This window comes from Halorubrum shenae (assembly GCF_051194165.1).
In the GTDB taxonomy this organism is placed as follows: Archaea; Halobacteriota; Halobacteria; order Halobacteriales; family Haloferacaceae; genus Halorubrum.
Map to the genome: position 1 here is coordinate 1 of NZ_JBLZNI010000008.1, position 17,499 is coordinate 17,499.

Below are 17,499 nucleotides of genomic sequence, written 5' to 3' on the forward strand. Positions count from 1 at the left end.
ACTGCAAACCCTAATATCCCAATCCAGCGGTACGGTACCGTGGGATTCCCGCGTCTTCAGGCGCGGGAGGATGTCAAAAACGGAGCTGACGCTCGCGCTCGAAAAAGAATGAAAAATCGTCGACTGCTAGGCCGACGTAAGTAACCGAGTCTTACGCGAGTTCGTCGATATTCTCGACGACGGCCTCGGCGAACTTGCTCGTGGCGAGCTTCTCGCCGCCCTCGATCTGCCGGTGAAGGTCGTAGGTGACCTGGCCGGACGAGATGGTCTCCTCGACGGCGTCGCGAACGAGGTCCGCGGCGTCGGACCAGCCGAGGTAGTCGAGCATCTCGCGGCCGGAGAGGATCATGGCGGTGGGGTTCACTTTGTCCTCGCCGGCGTACTTGGGCGCGGAGCCGTGAACGGGTTCGGCGAGACAGCGCCCGTGGCCGCGGTTGATACCGGGCGCGATGCCGAGGCCGCCGATCTGTGCGCCGGCGGCGTCCGAGAAGTAATCGCCGTTGAGGTTCATCGTCGCGATCACGTCGTAGTCCGCGGTCCGAGTCAGCACCTGCTGGAGCATGTTGTCGGCGATGCGGTCCTTAACGACCACGGTACCCGCGGGCTGTTCGCCGTCGTGATCGTCCCACAGCTCGTCTTCGGTGAGGACGTCGTCGCCGTACTCCTCTTCGGCGAGTTCGTAGCCCCAGTCGCGGAACGCGCCCTCGGTGAACTTCATGATGTTGCCCTTGTGGACGAGCGTGACCGAGTCACGGCCGTTGGCGAGCGCGTAGTCGATCGCCTCGCGGATGAGCCGCTTCGAGCCGAACTCGGAGATGGGCTTGATGCCGATCCCGACCGGGCCGTCGTGGATCACGTCGGCGATCTCCATGTCGTTTTCGAGGAAGTCGCGTACCTCCTCGACCTCGTCGGTGCCGGCCTCCCACTCGACGCCGGCGTAGACGTCCTCGGTGTTCTCGCGGAAGGTGACCATGTCCATCGCCTCGGGATTTTTGACGGGCGACGGGACGCCGTCGAGGTAGTACGTCGGGCGGACGTTCGCGTATAAGTCGAGCGTCTTTCGCAGCGCCACGTTCAGCGAGCGGAAGCCGGCACCGACCGGCGTCGTCAGCGGGCCCTTGATCGCGACGCGGTGGTGGCGAATGGCCGAGACGGTGTCCTCGGGAAGGTTCTCGTCGTACATCTCGCGGGCTTTCCCGCCGGCGTAGACGCGCATCCACGCGATGGAGCGACCCGTCGCCTCCGCGGCCGCGTCCAGTACCATCTGGGCGGCCGGCCCGACGTCGGTGCCGATTCCGTCGCCGTGAATAATCGGGATGATCGGGTTCTCGGGGACGTTCAGCTCGCCGGTTTCCTCGTCGGCGAGCGTGATCGCCTCGCCGTCGTCGGGGACGTCGACCTTATCGTAGCTCATGAACGTTCGTGCGTTGTCGGACCCGCGTAAAGTGCCTGCCGCTTTGCCTCTGAGCGCCAGATACCGCGAAATCAGCCGTTTCAGCTCACCTCACACGGGAAGGACTTCCACGTCGAACAGCGATCGCCACCGATAGCGCCGGCCACCCCAGACGAACGTCCGGCGCGCCAGCGCATACGCGAGGAACAGCGGCGAGAGGAGCACCGACGGGCCCGCGAGCAGGAACGTCGCCCGTCGAATCCCGAACCGGGCGTAGACGGCGGCCGAGATGGCGGTAACGAGCACCACGCCGAACACCGGTGCGAACAGACACAGCGCGGCGAACGCGGCCGACAGGGCGAGGTTGAATGCGGCCGCACGGGGCGCGTGAAATCGGACGATCCGGAAGAACCGGACGAACCGCTCCACAGACCCTCGGATCGAACCGCCCGCGGGGACGACCCGAGTCCTGTTCGCGGCGGTCACGTCTAGGTACTCCGAGAGCGTTCCGTCGTCGCTGACGGTCCGACGGAGGTCTGCGAGGAACGCCGCCTCCGGGTCGGCGGCGTTCGCGGCGGCGGCGGAGACCGACTCGGGACGGTCGAAGTCGTCGCGCTCGAAGACGACCGCGCCGCCCCAGGCGATATCGCCCGCGGACACCGCGGCGGTCCCGCCGATCGCGTACGCGGGCTCGAACAGCCGAGCGAGGGGATCTCTCCCGACGAAAACGGGGATTTCCGTCGTCGGTCCCCGTCGCTCGTAGTCGGCGTTGAGCGTCGCGAGCCAACCGTTCGGGTGCGCGAAGTCGTCGTCGGTCCAGACGAGCCGGTCGTGTGCGGCCGCCTCCATCCCCGCGGCGATGGCGTTCGCCTTCCCGGAGCAGCCCTCCGGTTCGCCGGCGAGGACGATCCGGACGCCGTCCGGTGTCGCCCCCCGACGATCGGCGACCGGGTCGTCGCCGGTGTCGCAGATCACGAGTAGCTCGTCGCGCGCGCCGAGCTGTGCGGACACCTCCTCGCAGGCGTCGGTCCAGCGCACGGTGGGGAGGAGGACGGAGGTCGGCGGCGGGTCCTGATCCGGGCTGGTCACGTTGCCCGCTTGGCGCGGGTGAGTTATAAGTAATCAGTTGGGAGCCCACTCGTTCGGCCCCCTTACAGACACTCGCGCGTGCCGACCTCTCGGACCCGGACCTCGCCGCTCCCGGAGACGTCGACCTCGACCGACGAGACCGTCACCGATTCGATCTCCGCGCCGGAGAACGCCGCCGCCCGGTCACAGAGGTGCGCGAGCGTCGCGTCGACGCGCTCGGTGTCGTCGACCGACAGCAGCGAGACGTGCTTCCGCCAGCGCGCGGTGGGGTACCCTCGGGCGTCCGAAGGCGGGCGATCGGTCGCGACCGGGTCGCCGTACAGCGCGTCGATCCGCTCGCCACCGGCGGTCGTCGCCGTCGCGAGCACGAGCGAATCGGTCGACGGCGGCTCCGGCGCGAACATGTCCCAGTCGCTCTCGGCCGGATCTGACACCGCCGCGACGGACTCCGGTGCATCGACGACCCCGAGCCCCATGGCGGTCCACGCGAGCAGCGAGACGAGGAGGACGGCAGCGACGGCGGCGACGAGGGAGTCGCGGGTCACTCGGTCGAGACCGATCTCGGAGGGCGGGCCGGCGACGGACCTGTCACTCAGCGGCTCGGAGCGCCTCTCGACCGCCGACCGGAACCGCCCGATCATCGGAGCGGCCAGCGACTCGATCCGGTCCCAGACGACCGGCGGGAAAAAGGGCAGCAGCGCAGTCGCCGACACGAGCGAGAAGATGCCGATCTGGAGCGTGAGCGCCATCGAGAGGTGGGCAGCGACGAGCACGCCGGCGAGGGCGGTCCGAACCCGTCCGGCGGCCGCGACGAGCAGCGGCGAAGCGACGAGGAGCGCGAGCCAGCCGTAGGCCGCGGCCGCGAGCAGCGCCGGGCTCTCGGGCACCAGTCCTCCGAGCGGGCCGTGGAGGGACGTGAGCCGGAAGACGGTCTCGACCGCCTCGCCCGCGGGCCACGCCTCGCCGCGGAGCTTCACGACCGCGTTGGAGACGTAGACCCCGACGACGACGGTCAACAGGAGGGCGGATTGGGGAGCGACGAACCGGGCACCCTCGGGCGATCTTCCCTCTCGCATCCCGCCTCGTTCTCCCATCCCGGCTCGCGCCCGGACCGCGTCCACCGACCAGCGCGCGCCGAGCGGGCACAGCAGCCCCGCCCCAAGCAGCTGCCAGAGGAGCGTGTCGCCGGCGTTGAGCACGAACGGGTTCCGCGCCTGTAGCGACGCGAGCAGGACCAGCGAGACCGCGGCCGCGAGCCGAGTTCGGTAACCGACCGCGAGCGCGACTGCAGTGACGGCGGCGAGGAGGAACAGCACGGCGGCGGCCCACGCCTCGCCGGAGAGCGCGTAGAGGGAGAACCGCGCGAGGGGGTACGACTCCGTGAGCAGCGATCGGGGGAGTACGCCGGCGTCGGTGTAGAACGCCGTCAGGTTCCGGGCGCGCAGCGCGAGGTCGACGAGGAGGGTGACGCCGAGCGCGATCCGGAACGCCGCGAGCGCGCGCACGTCGATTCCGATCCGGCGGCGGAGCGCGGTGCGGAGACGGTCGGCCACGATGGTGACGACTCTTCGAGGAGCGTGGATAGCTCTTGCGGGGACGGGAGGACCGGCTGGCGGGTCGGTTCCACCGCTTTCCGGAGGCTTATCCGAACACCGCGAGACCCCGACGCATGCGCATTGTCGCTCACGGCGGTGCCGGGGGGCTCCCGGACGAGCCGGATCCCAGACAGGCGACGCTCGACGAGGCGACCCGTCGCGGCGTCGACGCCGACACGCCCCTCGGCGCGGTCGAGGCGGCGCTCGGCGTCCTCGAGTCGAGCCCGCGGTTCAACGCCGGCGTCGGGGGCGCGGTCCAGTCCGACGGCGTCGTCCGCACCGACGCGGGCGTGATGACGTCGGACCGCGAGATCGGCGCAGCCTGCTCGATGCCCGGCGTCGAACACGCCGCGAGCGTCGCCCGCGTCGTCCACTCGGAGACGCCGCACGTTTTCGTCTCCGGCGAGCACGCGATCGATCTCGCCGACGTGTTCGGGGTCGAGACGGGGATCGATCTGCTCACCGACGAGAAACGCGAGGGGTACGAGGCGGAGGACCCGCCGCGGGGCGGTCCTCGGGAGCACCTCGACTGGCTGGCGACGCGGTTCGGGTCTGGCGACGATCAGGCGGGAGAGCGGTCGGAGAGCGACGGCGGGAAAGGCGAGGCACCGGACCACGACACGGTCGGCGCGGTCGCGACCGACGGCGAGACGTTCGCGGCGGCGACCTCCACAGGCGGCCGGTCGTTCGCGCTCGCGGGGCGCGTCGGCGACGTGCCGCAGGTCGGCTCGGGGTTCTTCTGTACCGAGGCCGGCGGCGCGAGCGCGACGGGCGCCGGCGAGGACATCGCACGCGTGACGCTCTCGCGGCGGGCCGTGGGGTATCTTGCGGAGGGGCTCGGCGCGCAGGAGGCGGCCGAACGAGCGATCGACGAGTTCGAAGGAATCACCGGGTCGGGTGCCGGCGTGATCGTTCTCGGGGAGGATGAAGCCGGGAGCGCGTTCAACACGAACGGGATGCAGACGAGTATCGCTTATAAGTAGTTGACTCGGCGGCCAGCTGTGCATGTCCGGTCGCCGACGTAGCGACTGCGCGGCGGTTCGGTCGCTTATAAGTCGCCGACAGTGCGGTGAACACCTCCAAAGCCCCAGCCGCGCTCGGCTCCCACAGCTCGCTGCGCTCCTCAGTCGCTCACTTCGTTCGCTCCTTGTGGTGCTTTCGTCGCTGGGGTTCGCCGAGCGCGGCTGCCCCTTTGAGTCCCACCCGACCGCCCCGCGACCGCACCTCACACCTCCCCAGCCTCGTCGCTCACTTCGTCGCCGGCGCTTCGCGCCGGCTGCAAGAGGGACGAAGGTCCCTCCCAGTTCGCGACTCCCTCGCGCGTGCTGACTCGCGGGCCTGCGGCCCGCTCGCAGGCACGCGCCGACCGTGAACTCGGTTGAGCGTCGTCGATCACTTATAAACAAACCCGCTACTCCCGTCCCGATTCTCCGCGTCGATCGCAGAGGCGAGGATACAAATCCGCCCGCCGCCTTGCCCGGGTATGGTCACGTTCCTCGCCGGCGGTACGGGGACGCCGAAGCTCCTCGACGGGGCGACCCGCGTGTGGGACCCCGACGAGATAGCGGTCGTCGCCAACACCGGCGACGACATCGAGCTCGGCGGGCACCTCGTCTGCCCCGACGTCGACACCGTGCTGTTCGCCGGCGGCGGCGTCCTCGACCGCGAGACGTGGTGGGGGATCGCGGACGACACGACGGCGACCCACGAGGAACTCCGCCGACTCGCGGAGGCGGTCGGAGTCGAAACGGGTCCCCGATACCTCGACGACAAGGCGCAGACGGCGGGCCGCGAGATTTCTCGATGGCGGCGCTTCTCGGGCGTCGGCGAGTTCATGGAGATCGGCGACTGCGACCGCGCAGTCCACGTCACGCGCACGAGCCTGCTCGACGAGGGGCACACGCTCACCGAGGCGATTCGCACCCTCGCGGCCGCCTTCGACCTCGACGTCGCCCTCCTCCCGATGTCCGACGATCCGGTCGCGACGCTGATCCACACCGAGGCGGGCGAGACGATCCACTTCCAGGAGTACTGGGTCGCGCGCCGGGGCGAGCCGGCGGTCGCCGACGTGGAGTTCCGGGGGGCGGCAGACGCGGAGCCGACGGCGGCGGTCCGGGACGCCCTCGCCGACCCCGTCGTGATCGGCCCCTCCAACCCCGTGACGAGCATCGGCCCGATGCTCGGGCTCCCGGGGTTCGAGGCCGCGCTTTCGTCGACCCCCGTCGTCGCTGTCTCGCCGTTCGTCGGCGACGAGGTGTTCTCCGGGCCTGCCGCCGATCTGATGGCGGGCGTCGGCCGCGACCCCTCGACGGCGGGCGTCGCCGACGCGTACCCGTTCGCGGACGCGTTCGTTCTCGACGACGACGACCCGACCGAGCTTCCAGATCGGCACGTCGAGCACACGGATACCCGCATCGACGACGCCGACGACGCCGAGCGCGTCGCTCGGGCGTGTGAGCGCGCGTTGTCGGCAGTCGCGGATGGGGAGGTTGCGGAGTGACCGACCCCGACTCGTCCCCGTTCCTCGTCGCGGCCAGCCTCAGCGGCGCGGCCGACGCCGACTGGGCGCGGGCGGCGGCCCCGCACGTCGACGCCGCGGTTCTCGGGGGAATCGCGCTCGATCCGGCCAGTCGGGCCGCCGCGCGCGACCTCGTCGCCCGCGACCGCTCGGAGTTCCTCCCCGCGGATCCGTTCGCCTGGATCGATCGCCAACTCGATCAGCTCGCCGAGACCCCAATCACCCCCGGCGTCAACGTCCGGAGCGCGACCGTCGACCCGGTCCGCGAGGCGGCGAGGGTCTGCGCCGAGCGCGACGCGGTCTGCGAGGTAAACGCGCACTGCCGACAGCCCGAACTGCGCGCGGTCGGCTGCGGCGAGTCCCTGCTCCGAGACACCGACCGTCTGGCCGAGTACGTGGCTGCCGCCGCCGAGACCGGCGCGACGACGGGCGTAAAGGCCCGCGCCGAGGTCTCCGGCGTCGACCTCGTCGCCGTCGCGGACGCGGTCGCGGACGCGGGCGCCGACTGGTTCCACGTCGACGCGATGGACTCGGAGGCCGTCGTCGACGAACTGACGGCGGGCCGAGAGCGGGGTGAGACCGCGAGGCTCCGCGACGATCTCACCGTGATCGCTAACAACGGCGTACGGGGCCGAGAGACCGTCGCCGAGTACGCCGCGTACGGCGCGGACGCCGTGAGCGTCGGTCGGCCCAGTGATCGCCCGGCGGCGCTCTCCCGCATCGCCGATGCGGTGGCGGCGTGGCGAGAGGGGGAGCTGCTGCCGGAGGACGCGGCGGTCTCCTCGGAGGCGTCGCCGTGACACCGGACCCCGTCGACGACGCGACCCTCGCGCTCTTACTCGAGGTGGCCGGAACGCCGAAGCCCGGCAACGTCGACCGGCACCGCGACCTCGGCGACCTTCGGTTCGAGGCGTTCCTCGGTGGGGCGGTGGGCGCCCGCGAGGGACTCGAACTGGCCGCAGGCGGGGAGGTCGGGATCGGAGACGCCTTCGAGCGCGGCGTCGAAGGAATGGCGGCGCGGTCCGGGACCAACACCCAGTTCGGCTGTCTCCTCCTGCTCGTTCCGTTGGTGCGGGCGACGGTCGCGGGAGACGGGTTCGATGACGGTCTCTCCCTCGCAGTCGTCGACCGGGTGACCCGAGAGACGACCGTCGAGGACGCGGTCGCGTTCTACCGAGCCTTCGAGCACGTCGATGTCGCGGTCGGAGACCCACCGGCGGACGTCGACGACCTCGACGTGCGCCGCGGAAGCGACGCGTCTCCCGCGCTTCGTGAACGGGGCGCGACCCTGCGGGACGTGATGGCGCTCTCGGCCGACCCCAACGACACCGCCATTTCCGACGATTCCGACGACTCCGATAGGGTCCCCGACCGCAACGCGCAGGAGTGGGTCGAGGGGTTCCCGCGGACGTTCCGCGCGGCCGAGTGGATCCGAAGCGACGAGGGTCCGTTAACCGACCGCGCGGCCAGGGCGTTTCTGGGCCTGCTCGCGGCCGAGCCCGACACGCTGGTCGCGGCGAACCACGACCCGGAGACGGCCCACGAGACCAGCGAACGGGCGGCCGCGCTGCTCGGGGGAGAGCGCTCGACTCGCGAGCCCATCGACGCCGACGCGGTTCACGACGCCGACCTCGACGCCGCAGAGGAACTGGCGACCGCGTTCGTCGACGAGGGGATCAACCCCGGGACGACCGCCGACCTCACCTGCGCGGCGCTGTACGTCGCTCTCCGGCGCGGGGCTGAGGTGGCGCCGTGAGCGGGACCGACCGCGATGACACCGACACCGTCTCGCCCCCCGGCTGGCCGGTCGCCCTCCGCGGCGTCACCGAGTCGGTCGTGACGACGCTGGGGCCGAACGACCGCTGGAACGTCGCGGCGCTCGGGCTCCACGCGCCGGACGACCCGAGCGAGCCCGTCACCGCCCGAACGTACGGGCGCACCCGAACGTGGCGGAACTTCACCGAGCGCGGGGGCGGTGTCGTCCAGTTCACGACCGACCCGCGAACGTTCGTCGACGCCGCGCTGACGGTCCACGAGGCCGACGAGCCCGTGCTCTCGACCGCCGACGCGTGGGTCGAAGTGACTGTCGAGGAGGTCGCGAGCGAGACGGAGGGCGACACCACGATCCGGACGTGGGCGCTCGACCCGGCCGAAAGCGCGGTCGTGAGAGAGCGCGTCCCGACGGTGAACCGCGGGTTCGGCGCGGTCGTCGACGCGACGGTGGCGGCCTCGCGGCTGGACGTGCCGGGGTTCGAGGCGGCGGAACTCCTCGATCGGCTGCGGTATTTCGCGGACGTGGTCGAGCGGTGCGGCGGCCCGGCCGAGCGCGAGGCGTTCGCGCGGATCGACGAGGCGACCGGGTGGCGGGAGCGGGCGGGAGCGGGAGACGACGGAGAATGACTGATCGAGAACCCGCCCGACTCAACTGCGCCTGTGGGCCGCTCGCGGCGTAACGAACCCTTTTAGTTCGGGCCGGGGGTATCGCTCGGTATGGCCATCAAGCCCAAGTACATCAAGCAGCTCGGGAAGGTCCTGCTTGAGCGGTACCCCGACTCGTTCAACACGGACTTCGAGACGAACAAGGACAGCGTGACCGCGCTGACGACCGTCGAGTCGAAGGGCGTCCGCAATCGGATCGCCGGCTACGTCACCCAGAAGAAGGCGCAGGCGGCCCAGAAGGCGTAAGCGGGTTCGAGTTCTCGACCGGTTCGTTCGTTTTCGCCGAGCTGCGGCTCCGTCGCAGTCGGCGGTGTCTGTACCGCCTCCCCACGTTTATCACCGAAGCCGCGGCCACCTCGTCGCGATGGACGCGCTGGTCCGACCCGTCGTCGATCCGGGGTTCGCGGCGGCGGCGCTGGCGTTCCTGTGTGGGGGCGTCGCGCTCGGGACGGCGAGCGGACTCGTCCCGGGGCTCCACGCCAACAACTTCGCGCTGCTTTTGGCCGGACTCGCTCCCTCGGTGTCGGCCGATCCGCTGCTCGTCGGCGTCGCGATGCTCGGCGCGGGCGTGGTCCACTCCTTTCTCGACATCGTGCCCGCGCTCGCGCTCGGCGTCCCGGACGCGGCCACAGCGGTCGCGGCGCTGCCGGGTCACCGGCTCGTCGTCGCCGGGCGCGGTCGGGAGGCGGTCCGGCTGTCCGCGGTCGGCTCGGGAGTCGCTGTCGCGCTGGCGGTCCCGCTAGCGGTCCCGATCACGTGGGTCATGATACGCGGCTACCCCGTCGTCAGAGCGCACCTTCCTCTGGTTCTGGGCGGCGTCGTCGTCTTCCTCGTACTCACCGAGTCGTCGAGGCGGGCCGCGCTCGGCGGACTCGCCGTCTTCCTCGCGAGCGCCGCGCTCGGCCTCGCGACGCTCGACGCCGACCCGTCTGCACCGCTCGACGCCGGCGGGGTCCTCGCGCCGCTTTTCGCCGGACTGTTCGGCGCCCCGGTGCTCATCGATGCGATGGGCGGCGGGGGCGTGCCGCCCCAGGCCGACGCCCGAGTCGCGATGAGTCGCCGCGGGCTTGCCGCCAGCGCGAGCGGCGGGTCCCTCGCGGGCGCGATCGTCGGGTACGTGCCGGGCGTCTCTGCGGCTATCGCGGCGGTCGCGGCGCTGCCGGCGGTCCCGCGCGATGAGTCGGACCGCGGATTCATCGTGGCCACGAGCGGTGCGAACACGGCGAACACGATATTCGCGTTGTTCGCCCTCGTCGCGCTCGGGACGCCCAGAACGGGGGTGACCGTCGCGATCGACCGCGCCGAGGTCCCCTTCGCGCTCCCGATCCTGCTCGTCGCGGCCGCGACCGCCGCGGCGTGTGGGTTCACGCTCGTGCTGCTGGTCGGCGACGCGTACCTCCGAGTCGTCGGAAACGCGGACTACACGCGGCTGTCGGTCGGCGTGCTGGCGCTGCTCGCCGGGATTTCGTACGCGTTCGCGGGTGCGTTCGGGGTCGGTGTCTTCGTCGTCGCCGGGGCGTTGGGACTCGTTCCGCCGCGGGTCGGCGCGCGACGAGTCCACCTGATGGGTGTGTTGATCGGGCCGCTCATCGTCGGATGAACTACGGTACCGCGTCGCAATCGGCCGTAGGAAGGGCGAGGGCAAAGAACAACGGTTAAAAGTCGCGCGGTGGTGGTTCACTGTATGAGCGAGAGTGAAACGCAGGGCACCCGGCAGTGTGTCTCCTGTGGCATTCAGGTGGCCGGGATGAACGCCGCGCGGTTCTCCTGCCCCGACTGCGGAGAGACGATCCACCGGTGCGCCAAGTGCCGGAAGCAGAGCAACCTCTACGAGTGTCCCGACTGCGGCTTCCGAGGACCCTAACCATGGGAGACGTCGCTGCCAAGATCAAGGTCATGCCGAACAGTCCCGACGTGGACCTTGACGACCTGCAGGACCGACTGGAGGAGTCGCTCCCGCAGGGTGCGAAGATCCGCGGCTTCCAGCGCGACGATGTCGCGTTCGGACTCGTCGCCGTCCTGCCGACCGTCATCGTCCCCGACGGCGCGGGTGGCACCGAAGCGGTCGAAGAGGCGTTCAACGAGGTCGACGGCGTCGAGTCCGTCGCCGTCGAGAACGTCGGTCGTCTCTAAGCGACTTCGGTTTCGTCGTCAACGACACGAAACGGCCTTTTTCGGATCCGATCGTTCCTCGACCGGAGAGCGACCGCTGTAGAGGGAATGAGCCCTACGCGACGCGGTCTTCGATCCACGTGGTGAGGTCGTCGCCGGGAATAAACCCGTCCGCGCGGCGCGCGACCGGCTCGCCGTCGACGAACAGCACGAACAGCGGGACGCTCCGCACGTCGAACCGCTCGACGAGCGGCGGGTCGTCTCGGGGGTTCACCGTGGCGACGGCGATATCGAGCTCGCGCGCGACGTTGCCGAGGACGGGCTCCATGCTCGCACAGATGCCGCAGCCGTCCGTGTAGAACTCGACGACGGCGGCGTCCGCGCCGGCGACGAACGCGTTGAGCGCACCTTCGTCGGTGAGAGAGACCGGTCGGCGGACCTCCGCGGACGCGCCGTCACCGGCCCCGATGTTCTCGGGCTCAGTATTGGATTTCATATACATTATTGTCGTCGAACGGTGATAAAGGCTCGTGTCGGGACCGCGTCGCTTCCGACCTCAGCGGTCGAGGAGCCGCTGTAACCGCCGATAAACGATATCTGGCGGCCACGAAGTCCCGGTCGTCTCGGTCGCGACGCCGAACGTCTCGACGGTCCGGCGGATGGACGCGTCGGACGCACCGCGCTGTTCCGCGAGGAACGCGTACGCCGCGATCTGGAGCTCGTACCGCCGACGCGTCTCGGGAGTCGGCTCGGCCAGGGCGATCTTCACGTCTGTCACGAACCGCTCCCCGGTCGGGTACTCAATGACGAAGTCCGCCCGCCCGTGGATCTCGACTTCGAGATCGCCGACCTCGGCCAGCCCGTCCAGCGGGCGTTCGACGCCGACCGTGGTCGCCGGGTCTGCGATCCGCTCCCACAGGTCCGAGTCGAGGAAGTCCTCAAGAACGGTCTCGAAGAAGGAGAACATCCCCTCGCGTTCGGCCTCGCCAACCGGTTCCGGGAGCGCGTTCACGGCGTCGTCGAACGCCGCGCGCACTTCGGGGCTCGTCGCCCGGATCGCCCGTCCGTCGACGCCGCTGGCGACGAGTTCCGTGAGCGCGTCGTGGAGACACGTCCCCACTTCTTCGGGACCGAGCCGCTCGAAGCGCAGGGGGAGATCGGCGGAGATCTCGTTCGTCGTCGTGTGCAGCGGCTCGCCCAGCAGGTGGGCGAGTGCGTACCGATCCACGTCCTCCGTCAGCGGGTACATCGTACTGGGACTCAGGAACCGGGGAACCCACGAGTCGAGCCGGTCGCGCCGCGGCGGGGAGGCGGTGACGTGAGCCCGTCCCGTCTTCGAGACCGAGCGGTCAAGTCGGGTGAACAGGTCCACGTCGTTGACGCCGACCGCGATAGCGTCTCGGTTCGGGTCCGAATCGAGCCGCAGCTCGTAGGAGTCGGTGCCGCCGCGCGGGAACGCCAGCCCGTCGCGGAGCGCGTCGAGCCACCGGTCCCGAGTCTGGTCGTCTCCCGCATCCGAGCGAGGCAGCGGCACCACGAGGTGGTCCCGGGCTCGGGTCAGCGCGACGTACAGCAGCCGCCACGCCTCGGCGCGTTCGTTTTCCGCAATCCCGCGGAGCCGGTCTGGACCGACAAGGGCGTCGCGGTCCGCGGATGCAGATACCGAATCGCGCCAGCGAGCCGTCGCCCACCGAAGTCCGACGTCACGGCCCCAACCGTCTCCGACACCGTACAGCCCGCCGTCGAACGGGGGGACGGCGACATCTTCGGGCACGTCAGTGTTCGTCGGCGGGGCGATCCCCGCGATCTCCCCCTGCGCGACGAACCGTCGCGTGTGAGGGCCGCGCGACCAGATATCGAACCCGGGGTCGGCGACGACGACGACATCGTCTTGGTCCCCTTTTGCCCGGTGAACCGTGCGGAACTCGACGTCGTACGCGGCGCCGGCCGCGCTCGGCTGTGCCGGACCGGCGCCGGGGTCCTCGCGGAACGGGTCCACGAGATCGATCAGCGCCGCGGGCGAGTGGCTGTTGTCCCCTTCCCACTCGGAGAGCGTTTCGACGAGCGCATCGAGATTGGCGACCCGCTGGTCCGGATCGACCTCGCCGACGCACCCGTTCGGGTCGGCCCGCAGCGCGAGCGCCTCGATGACCTCCTCGACGTAGCCGCTCGCCGGGAGCCGGTGAAACGCGTCGCTGCGGTCGCGGAGTCGGACGAGCCCCTCGACGACGTTCCGCTGCGCTTCCGTGAGGGCCTCTGGGGTCTCGTCAAGCACCCGGTCGAGACTCCACGATCGGGCCTCGAACGGAGCCGGATCGAAGACAGCGCGCAGCGGGGATTCGGTGAGGAGTTCGGTCGTGCGTCGCGGAGATCCCGGCACGATCAGCCACTCGCAGACGGCAAGTGCGGTCTCGACAGCTGGACAGTCGAACAGCCTGTCCGTCGCGGTGCGGACGCGGAGCCCCTCCGCGGTGAAGGCCGCCTCGTACTCCGGCAGCCGCGTGCCGCGGCGGAACAGCACCGTGACGTCGAGCGGGTCGCCGTCGGCGTCGCAAAACGTCCCGTCGGCGAGCCCCCGCGAGACGTGAGTCGCGAGTACGTTCGCCTCCCCGACCGCCTCGTCGGGATCTGCCCACGTCGCGGAGCCGGGGTGGCCGGCGCCGGCAAACGACGAGACGTGGACCGCGGTCCCGTCCCCGTCGTCGAGGTCGTCGCCGTCACGAGCCGAGACCAACCGCGAGTACGCGGCGTCGAGGTCGCCGAGGCCCCCGCGGGCCGGATCGTCGAACACCGGTTCGGCGATCGCGTTGATCCCGGCGGCGATGTCGGGTACGCATCGGTAGGTGGTGGTCGCTCTCCGGTTCTCGTGGGTGTCCCACTCCACGCCGAGATAGGTCCCCTCGGTCGTCGCGGCGGCGAACCACCGCGGGTCGGCGTGGCGCCACAGGTAGATCCCCTGAAGGGTGTCACCGCAGGCGAACACGCGCGAGTCGCTCGTCACGACGTGCGAGAGCGCGGCGTGCTGGACGGCGGAGACGTCCTGCGCCTCGTCGATGACCAGGCTCCGGATCCGCGACCGATAGATTCGACGGACCCGATCGCGATGGGAGTCGTCGATCGAGCGGAGCGGCTCCGGGAGATCCGACCGCTCGCCAGCTCCAGCGAAGTACGCGTCCACGAGGTACGCGACGTCGGTGTGGGAGATCGCGCCGTGCTCCCGAACTGAAGTCCGGTAGCGGGCGCGGTACGCCGAGAGGACGGCACAGAAGTCGTCGATGCGCGCGTCCCACGCGTCGTACAGGTCGCGGTCGGCATCGACTAGGCGTTCTCGGTCCGGACCGGCCACTGCCTCGCGGACCCGATCGCCGGCACCCGCGTCGGCTTTACTGCCGTCGAATTCGTCGCCGGTCGCGTCTCCGTCGCCCGTTTTTCCGGTGTTCGCGTCCTCGCCTTCGACGAACCGCTCGACCGACCGCACGATGTCGTCGAACGAGTCGGGTTTTCCCTCGGGGTACACCGCGTCACGCGTTCGCCTCAGTTCCGAGCGGAAGGCATCGGTCGAGAGGTGTCGATCGCGGCAGTACGTCAGTGCGTCCGCCAGCATCTCGTCGACGCTCTCGTCGTACTCGCCGTCGGGATACGCGGCCTCGAGACGATCGAGCCGCCGGGCGTGTTCCGGGTCGTCGCGGAGCGACTCGTCGCAGTCGCGGTGAACCCGTTTCAAGAGCGCGTCGTTCCCGACCGACGGCACCTCGTCGAAGCCGATATCGGCGGCGAACTCCCCGAAGACCCCGCGCAGGAATCCGTCGACGGTACCCGCGTATGGGGCCTGTCGCGTGCGCTGCTGGAGGTATCGCAGCTCCGCTTCGGAGACGTCGGCCGCGGCGGGAACGAGTTCGTGTTCGACGATCTCCCGTAGCCGATCGCAGATCGCTGGAACAATGTCGGCCGCTTCGTCGCGGTTGAACGAGACGACAGCGACGTGCTGTTCAGGCGTCGGGTCCCCGGCCGCGTATCGACGGAGGATGTCCTCGGCGGCGACGTGGTGAGCGACGACCGATTTGCCGGCTCCCGGCACGCAGTCGAGGGTGAACAGCCCGGCGTCGGACGCGAAGTAGGCCTCCCTGATCTCCCGCTGTGCGCCCCGCAACCGGACGAGGTCGTCGTCGTTGTTGTCGCCGGCGTCGCCGTCGCCGCCGTCATCGTCGTCGTCGCTGTCGCGGCCGTCGTCACCGTCGTCGCCGTTACTCATGATCTCCCTCCGGGTCCGCGTGGTCGCCCTCCGACGCGCCGCGGACGATCTCTCGAAGCTCCGGCGGAAGCTCTCGGTCCGTCCCGATCAACCGCCGTCGAGCATCTTCGGAAACGCGCCGCGTGTCGAGGTGGTCGAGCAGCGGGGAGCGGGCCACGTCGTCGCCGGTGAGGGTCCGAGTGTGACGAGTAACGACGACGCACTGCCCCGCCGCCCGGAGCGTGTCTACGAACTGATCGCGGTCGCGCCCGCCGACCCACGCCGGCTGCGGAGCGAGGGCTCCGGCCGATCCCTCACCCCGCAGGACCGCCTCCTGAAACTCCGGCTGGAGCACGGACTGCGCCGACCGTGGCCACCCCTCGGCTGTCAGCCCGACGGCGATCACGTACGGGACCTCGAGCGCCCAGATGTCGTTCGCCTCGAAGATGTCGAGCGCGCGGGCGTTCGAGTGCTCTCGGCGACCGGGGCGCTGCGTGGCGACCGCGCCGGCGAGATCGGCGGCAGCGTCCCACGAGCGCTCCAGCGACCCGTCCGCCAGCCGATCGGCGAACTTCCGTCGGAGCTGCCGAACGAGGGTGCGAACGCGCACGACCGCACGGGCGTCGGTCTCGGTGTCGAGCAGCGCCGGCGAGTCCGCGGGCTTCGTCTCCGGGAGCGCGGCGTCGGCGTATCCCTCGACCACCTCGCCGAGCAGCGAGGCGACCGATTCCGGCCCCGGGGGCGGGGCGGCGTCGAGCCATTCGGCGAATCGCCGAAGTCTGTCGTCGACGCCGTCAGTCGATTCGATCGCCTCGATCCACTCGGAAATCGGCCGCGGCCCGTCCGGAAGGATCTCTCTTGCTCGGTGTATCGCTTCGGGTTCGATCGGCCACCTCAGCGCCTGTGAGTCCGGCCCCGACGACCCGTCCGCTCCCGTCGGCGACCAACCGAACTCGAGCGGGCGCAGCAGCGTCTCGCGGTCCGCCGTCTCCCCGGCCAGCGCCTCGCATACCGCCTCGACGAGCGCGTACGGTCGGGTCCGGGTCACGCGGAGCTGCGTCCAGAACACCGGTGCGATCCCGTACTGGAGCGCCGCCCGAAACAGCGCCTCCTCGTACGGGTCGAGATCGCGGACGACGACGGCGATATCCCGGACTGGAACTCCCCGATCCCGGAGCGCGGCCGCCATCGCCATCGCGCTGCGCGCCTCATCCCGACGTGTCGGGGAGGCGATCTCGACCGCCGGCACGTCGGGGGCGTCGATCGGTCCCGAGAGCGCGAGCCGGTCGGATCCGGTCATTCGAACACCTCCGTGCCGGGGTCACCGACGGCAAGGAGGTCGGAGACTCGGCGCCGGAGGTACTCCCCAGTCCCCTCTCGGAAGTGGACGTCGACCGCAAGCGACGTGGCGGTCAACAGCCCGTTGACGAGGTCGGTGTGGGGCGCCGACAGGCTGGAGAGCCCGAGCAGGGTGAGCCGGTCTATCTCCGGGTACGCCTCCGCCCACGCCGACCCGTTCGTCGCCGTGATCGACCGGGTCGCACGGCGCAGGAGGGCGGTCTCTGAAACCGCCTCCGTGGTTCGGTCCCGTAGCTCGCGTTCGATGCCGAGCCCGGCGTCGAGGAGGTCCTCCGCCTCGTCGCCGATCGGCTCGTCGAGCGCGGCGGTCGTCTCGGTCCACGCTGCGATCCGGTTCGGGTGGAAGTTCGTGATCGCCTCTACCTCGGTTCGGATCTGTTCGACCTGGCGGGGATCGCGCGACGACACCCCGGTCGGAAGGAGGAGATCCGCAGGAACCGCCGACTCGGCAGGCCCGAGGAGCGACCGGATCAGCGAGAGGCGATCGACGCGGTCGACGGCGGCGGTCGGACGACTCGCCGCCTCCAAGACCGTGGTACAGAGACCGACCGGGTCCGCGAAGCGGAAGGCGTCGTTCGGCAGCCGCGCCTCGCGGAGCCGACGCTGGACGTTCCGCTGGTGAAGCTCGACCGGAGACACGACGAGTTCGGTCGGGGTCGGGCGCTGTCGAGCCCGCTCGAACAGCCGCCCTTCTTCGCCGACGTGAAGCGTCAGCCGATCGGGGATCTCGTCGTCGCGTGTGCGTATTCCGTCCATTTGCTGT

At 70.3% G+C, this 17,499-nt stretch carries 16 protein-coding genes; 9 read left to right on the forward strand and 7 right to left on the reverse strand.

Features of this window, described 5'->3' with window-relative positions; all coding sequences use genetic code 11:
- Positions 1–151: 151 nt before the first annotated feature.
- The 3 genes from icd to ACNS88_RS10760 form a co-directional block, all read right to left on the reverse strand.
- Positions 152–1,414 (reverse strand): isocitrate dehydrogenase (NADP(+)), encoded by a 1,263-nt coding sequence (gene icd / locus ACNS88_RS10750; RefSeq protein ID WP_435097091.1) that lies wholly within the window; start codon positions 1,412–1,414, stop codon positions 152–154.
- A 90-nt stretch (positions 1,415–1,504) separates the two neighbouring features.
- Positions 1,505–2,482 (reverse strand): glycosyltransferase family protein, encoded by a 978-nt coding sequence (locus ACNS88_RS10755; RefSeq protein ID WP_435097093.1) that lies wholly within the window; start codon positions 2,480–2,482, stop codon positions 1,505–1,507.
- A gap of 62 nt (positions 2,483–2,544) precedes the next feature.
- On the reverse strand, positions 2,545–4,035 hold the full coding sequence (locus tag ACNS88_RS10760; RefSeq protein ID WP_435097095.1) for an HTTM domain-containing protein: 1,491 nt from the start codon (positions 4,033–4,035) through the stop codon (positions 2,545–2,547).
- A 116-nt stretch (positions 4,036–4,151) separates the two neighbouring features.
- Here ACNS88_RS10760 and ACNS88_RS10765 point away from each other — a divergent pair, with 116 nt between their 5' ends.
- The 9 genes from ACNS88_RS10765 to ACNS88_RS10805 all read left to right on the forward strand — a co-directional run bounded on the left by ACNS88_RS10765 (position 4,152) and on the right by ACNS88_RS10805 (position 11,167).
- On the forward strand, positions 4,152–5,060 hold the full coding sequence (locus ACNS88_RS10765; protein ID WP_435097097.1) for an isoaspartyl peptidase/L-asparaginase: 909 nt from the start codon (positions 4,152–4,154) through the stop codon (positions 5,058–5,060).
- A 500-nt stretch (positions 5,061–5,560) separates the two neighbouring features.
- The gene (gene cofD, locus ACNS88_RS10770) at positions 5,561–6,577 is read left to right on the forward strand and encodes a 2-phospho-L-lactate transferase (protein WP_435097099.1); all 1,017 of its coding nucleotides are present in this window, start codon (positions 5,561–5,563) and stop codon (positions 6,575–6,577) included.
- Positions 6,574–7,395, forward strand: coding sequence for a tRNA-dihydrouridine synthase (locus ACNS88_RS10775; RefSeq protein ID WP_435097102.1), 822 nt, complete (start codon positions 6,574–6,576; stop codon positions 7,393–7,395). Before cofD ends, ACNS88_RS10775 begins: the two co-directional genes overlap by 4 nt.
- Positions 7,392–8,351 (forward strand): triphosphoribosyl-dephospho-CoA synthase, encoded by a 960-nt coding sequence (locus ACNS88_RS10780; RefSeq protein ID WP_435097105.1) that lies wholly within the window; start codon positions 7,392–7,394, stop codon positions 8,349–8,351. The genes ACNS88_RS10775 and ACNS88_RS10780 overlap by 4 nt, the downstream gene beginning before the upstream one ends.
- Positions 8,348–8,995 carry a DUF447 domain-containing protein gene (locus tag ACNS88_RS10785; RefSeq protein ID WP_435097108.1) on the forward strand — a complete coding sequence of 216 codons (648 nt, stop codon included), beginning with the start codon at positions 8,348–8,350 and terminating at the stop codon, positions 8,993–8,995. Before ACNS88_RS10780 ends, ACNS88_RS10785 begins: the two co-directional genes overlap by 4 nt.
- 90 nt (positions 8,996–9,085) lie before the next feature.
- Positions 9,086–9,280, forward strand: a complete 195-nt coding sequence (locus ACNS88_RS10790; protein WP_435097111.1) for a 30S ribosomal protein S17e — start codon at positions 9,086–9,088, stop codon at positions 9,278–9,280.
- 118 nt (positions 9,281–9,398) lie between these two features.
- Positions 9,399–10,634, forward strand: a complete 1,236-nt coding sequence (locus tag ACNS88_RS10795) for a tripartite tricarboxylate transporter permease (protein WP_435097114.1) — start codon at positions 9,399–9,401, stop codon at positions 10,632–10,634.
- A gap of 84 nt (positions 10,635–10,718) precedes the next feature.
- Positions 10,719–10,898 (forward strand): HVO_2753 family zinc finger protein, encoded by a 180-nt coding sequence (locus ACNS88_RS10800; RefSeq protein ID WP_004047107.1) that lies wholly within the window; start codon positions 10,719–10,721, stop codon positions 10,896–10,898.
- 2 nt (positions 10,899–10,900) lie between these two features.
- Positions 10,901–11,167, forward strand: coding sequence for an elongation factor 1-beta (locus tag ACNS88_RS10805; protein WP_435097119.1), 267 nt, complete (start codon positions 10,901–10,903; stop codon positions 11,165–11,167).
- Positions 11,168–11,261: 94 nt separating this feature from the next.
- On the opposite strand, the gene ACNS88_RS10810 is transcribed toward ACNS88_RS10805, so the two are convergent.
- Genes ACNS88_RS10810 through ACNS88_RS10825 form a run of 4 tightly spaced genes read right to left on the reverse strand, consistent with a single transcriptional unit; the run spans position 11,262 to position 17,492 of the window.
- The gene (locus ACNS88_RS10810; protein ID WP_435097122.1) at positions 11,262–11,642 is read right to left on the reverse strand and encodes a thioredoxin family protein; all 381 of its coding nucleotides are present in this window, start codon (positions 11,640–11,642) and stop codon (positions 11,262–11,264) included.
- Between the two features lie 60 nt (positions 11,643–11,702).
- Positions 11,703–15,398, reverse strand: coding sequence for a UvrD-helicase domain-containing protein (locus tag ACNS88_RS10815; protein WP_435097129.1), 3,696 nt, complete (start codon positions 15,396–15,398; stop codon positions 11,703–11,705).
- Positions 15,391–16,677 (reverse strand): PD-(D/E)XK nuclease family protein, encoded by a 1,287-nt coding sequence (locus ACNS88_RS10820; RefSeq protein ID WP_435097132.1) that lies wholly within the window; start codon positions 16,675–16,677, stop codon positions 15,391–15,393. Before ACNS88_RS10820 ends, ACNS88_RS10815 begins: the two co-directional genes overlap by 8 nt.
- Positions 16,674–17,492, reverse strand: coding sequence for a hypothetical protein (locus ACNS88_RS10825; RefSeq protein ID WP_435097135.1), 819 nt, complete (start codon positions 17,490–17,492; stop codon positions 16,674–16,676). The genes ACNS88_RS10820 and ACNS88_RS10825 overlap by 4 nt, the downstream gene beginning before the upstream one ends.
- Positions 17,493–17,499 lie beyond the last annotated feature (7 nt).

What these genes read in the sequence shown, in the direction of transcription:
- icd (WP_435097091.1), bottom strand. Translation starts at nt 1,414, where the DNA reads ATGAGCTACGATAAGGTCGACGTCCCCGACGACGGCGAGGCGATCACG.
- ACNS88_RS10765 (WP_435097097.1), top strand. Translation starts at nt 4,152, where the DNA reads ATGCGCATTGTCGCTCACGGCGGTGCCGGGGGGCTCCCGGACGAGCCG.
- cofD (WP_435097099.1), top strand. Translation starts at nt 5,561, where the DNA reads ATGGTCACGTTCCTCGCCGGCGGTACGGGGACGCCGAAGCTCCTCGAC.
- ACNS88_RS10790 (WP_435097111.1), top strand. Translation starts at nt 9,086, where the DNA reads ATGGCCATCAAGCCCAAGTACATCAAGCAGCTCGGGAAGGTCCTGCTT.
- ACNS88_RS10795 (WP_435097114.1), top strand. Translation starts at nt 9,399, where the DNA reads ATGGACGCGCTGGTCCGACCCGTCGTCGATCCGGGGTTCGCGGCGGCG.
- ACNS88_RS10800 (WP_004047107.1), top strand. Translation starts at nt 10,719, where the DNA reads ATGAGCGAGAGTGAAACGCAGGGCACCCGGCAGTGTGTCTCCTGTGGC.
- ACNS88_RS10805 (WP_435097119.1), top strand. Translation starts at nt 10,901, where the DNA reads ATGGGAGACGTCGCTGCCAAGATCAAGGTCATGCCGAACAGTCCCGAC.
- ACNS88_RS10810 (WP_435097122.1), bottom strand. Translation starts at nt 11,642, where the DNA reads ATGAAATCCAATACTGAGCCCGAGAACATCGGGGCCGGTGACGGCGCG.
- ACNS88_RS10815 (WP_435097129.1), bottom strand. Translation starts at nt 15,398, where the DNA reads ATGAGTAACGGCGACGACGGTGACGACGGCCGCGACAGCGACGACGAC.
- ACNS88_RS10820 (WP_435097132.1), bottom strand. Translation starts at nt 16,677, where the DNA reads ATGACCGGATCCGACCGGCTCGCGCTCTCGGGACCGATCGACGCCCCC.
- ACNS88_RS10825 (WP_435097135.1), bottom strand. Translation starts at nt 17,492, where the DNA reads ATGGACGGAATACGCACACGCGACGACGAGATCCCCGATCGGCTGACG.